The sequence below is a fragment of the Piscibacillus sp. B03 genome (genome assembly GCF_052246295.1).
Classification (GTDB): Bacteria; Bacillota; Bacilli; order Bacillales; family Alkalibacillaceae; genus Piscibacillus.
Map to the genome: position 1 here is coordinate 1 of NZ_JBQQCO010000065.1, position 3,152 is coordinate 3,152.

Consider the following 3,152-nt stretch of genomic DNA (forward strand, 5'->3'; position numbering starts at 1 on the left):
ACTAATTCTTTTCCCAGCAATCACAACGGCAATTAATAGAAAGACACCTGCAACGACATAAAAACCTTTCATCCCTGTCATGATAGCTCCGTTCCATTCTTCTTCAGTGAATGTGTTATGAATTAGGCCACCATTGTCTCCTTCGCCAAAAATCAAGTCTGTGATTTGTGGTAAGACAGCTTGAAACGGCATCAGAAGAGCATCAAACATCCATTTAATCATGCTTTCTAGCATATCAATCATCTTTTCACCCATCCCAAAGAGATCGGCTACTACGAAATTGTCCATGATTTGCACAGTTATACCTCCTTTCTTCTGTTATGAATGTAAGGCTTGTCTTTGTCTCAATTCATCCAGCACAGCACTATTCGATTCTACAAAGATGATTTCTTCATTAGAGGGATCTGTTTGTAACCAAACCGAGCTTTTACCACTTCTCATGATGCCTTCTCCGGGTTCAGGATTACCAAATAAAATGTCTAACTCACCTTCCGATAGGTCGAAATTTTCTTGTATATGCTTTAAGTCCACTTTGTTTTGACGTAAGAAAAAGAAAGAATACGTGTTTTGTAAAATCCCACGCGCTTTATCATTCTGTAAGAAACGAACAAAGTCTTGTGACGCAACACGTAAGCCTGCATTACGTTTACGAGAACGTCTCGCCATTTTCTCTAAGAAACTAACGGTCTGATCGTTATCTAATAGAGTCCATGCTTCATCACATAACACGACTTTTCGTTTATTTGCTAAATCAATATTTTTAACAAAATACTCCCAAATGTAATTTAGAATGACGTGATACGCAATTGGTCTTAGAAAACCTTCTTCCATTTTTGAAATGTTGAAGTTAACCAGTCGAGCTGTTTCTAAATCCCCCTCAACGTTCTTACCAAGATACGTTTGGCCATCGAATATAGGTTTGGAACCATCACGCAAGAAAGGTCTTAAGGCCGCAATTAAACGTTTAGCTTCCGCTTCATGTTCATATCGTTCGACCAAGAAAGTATAGACATCGGATATTGTCGGTTCTGGTTTACGGACACGCGATTGAATAATGCGTCCATCCACTTCTCTTGGTTCAGATATGTAAAGGGAACTTGGGTGTGTGGTATAACGGAATTTAGGATGTTCTTTATATACGTACTGTAACGCTTCCTCGATAAAGTTACGTTCAAATACGTTTAAACCTCCTTCAGAACCATCTTTCCCTCGCACTAAAATATCAAAGAAGTCTAAGACCTCGTTCATTTTTTCACGTATTGGGACGAACGATAGCATTTGTTTCCCATTTTTCTCTACGATCTCTTTCTCATCATCTTCTTCCAACGTCTCTAATTCATCTTCGTCCATATCTTCTAAAGGGATATTGGTAACGTTAATTGCAAGAGGGTTGATTCGTATATCGGTCTCTTCTGAAATGTTTAGATTTAGCCCACCTAAACGTTTGGTGATTTTGGTGAATTCACCTTCTATATCAATAAAGCGACTATACACAGCCATACATGCTGTTTCTCTTGCAGATAGAAGTTTAACGGCTAATGATTTACCCGAGCCACTTTCTCCAAATATGGCCATATTATAGTTGTTAGGTCGGTTTTCTTCAGTACCAAAAGCGTTATAAAATTCTTTTTCTCCCGTAATATTGTTATTACCGATTGGAACTCCTCCATTAAAGACACCTGAGCCACTAATAAAGGGTGCAAATGTACTTAATGAACGACGGTCAATATTACGGTAATTATCTTTGATTTCGTTATCAGCTAAAGGCATAACCGTACGGAAACCACTTACAACGCGATTCCATGTGGAAGCGACTTTAAAGAACAAACTACTCATTTCATCGTCAATATAATCACTGTAACGATCAAGGTCACGTTTGCTCTCACCATACATCACACCTGCTACTCCAACGTGATATTGGTCATTTTCGTTGAACTGAATTTCTTCCATTAGATTTTCAGTATCTTGGATCTTGGTTTGCAGATCATGAATTTGGTCAATGTTACCTCTTTTGGTCTGGAAAGATAAGTTCGAATATAGCATAGTGACCTGTCGTTGTAATAGTTTGATAGCCTCATTTTTCTTCATTTTATGAACATCAATACTAATATCAATTTCCCCACTATCTGCGAGTTGTCGTAGCCAATCTGTACGAATCTGACGTGGATAACCTTCTCTTGGTATAAAAAAAGGTCTGAAGTAAGTGGTTGTGCCTAATGATTGCTTCATGACACCATAATCTTCTGCGTCTTCAGGTATTTTAAAACCATCCGGAGAAATGATATCCCAAAAAGTCGGCTTCATCTCTAATTGAGTTGGTTGATCGTCAACTGTTGTAGACGAACCTTCATCCGTTGCTTTTGGTTGTTCGTTTGTAGATGTGTCATGTTTTGATTTACTGAACTTCTTTAGAAGCTTCATGCTCAATCATCTCCTTTACACCTGCAATATGCTCTGTCGTTTGGTCAGCTGTAACATATAATGCAAAGTTTTCATGTCGTTTTATATCTTTAAAACGATTCTTAGCTGCTTTACGTCGATTTAACGTATAATACATCAATTCAACAATGCCTTCACTAGACAACACATCAAGTTGCATGCGTGATTTTGATAAACTATTTTGAGCGGTATTCACGCGACGAATTAGTTCGTTGTATGCTTTTGTATCCGCTTTATCTTGATATTCTTCTTTTGAATCAAATTCAATATCTTTTGGATTAAGCGTATAGCTAAACACAATATATCTTTTGGTTTCATAACGAGGCGTATTATGCTCCCAAGACTGTAAATCACGTATAATTGAACGCCCATATTCTACGGCTAAATCTGTTAACCCTTCCTCTTGTTCTTGCTTAATAGATTTCTCCATCTCTTCAATGGGTTCACTTAGATCCACAAATCGATTTTGTAGATACCATTGAACATCGTAGTCATCTAATTGAGCTAACCATGTCTCAAAGTTCATATCGATGGCTTCCTGTTCATCTTGACTTAATAAGTAATAGTTGACGGGTGTGACTTCAACAATCATGTTGTAACGATTATTCGATAACACCAGCATGTTTTCTCGGATGTCTTTCACTTTACTTAGCAAGTCACGAAAATTCTTTGCTTCTTGTTGTTGTGAACGTTTATTTTCCTTATTCTTGTTT

Annotated in this window: 3 protein-coding genes; all 3 read right to left on the minus strand. The window is 37.5% G+C overall.

Annotated features, from left to right (window positions below; all coding sequences use genetic code 11):
- On the minus strand, nt 1-297 hold a 297-nt coding region (locus ACTWQB_RS16970), incomplete at its 3' end, for a hypothetical protein (protein ID WP_443140342.1).
- Nucleotides 298-318: 21 nt separating this feature from the next.
- Entirely contained in the window at nt 319-2,421 is a 2,103-nt protein-coding gene (locus ACTWQB_RS16975) for a VirB4 family type IV secretion system protein (RefSeq protein WP_443140343.1), read from the minus strand.
- Nucleotides 2,396-3,152 (minus strand): hypothetical protein (locus ACTWQB_RS16980; protein ID WP_443140344.1); only part of this gene is annotated, 757 nt, incomplete at its 5' end. The genes ACTWQB_RS16975 and ACTWQB_RS16980, both read right to left, overlap by 26 nt.

Coding starts and splice junctions, on each gene's coding strand:
- ACTWQB_RS16975 (WP_443140343.1), bottom strand. CDS start 2,421: ATGAAGCTTCTAAAGAAGTTCAGTAAATCAAAACATGACACATCTACA.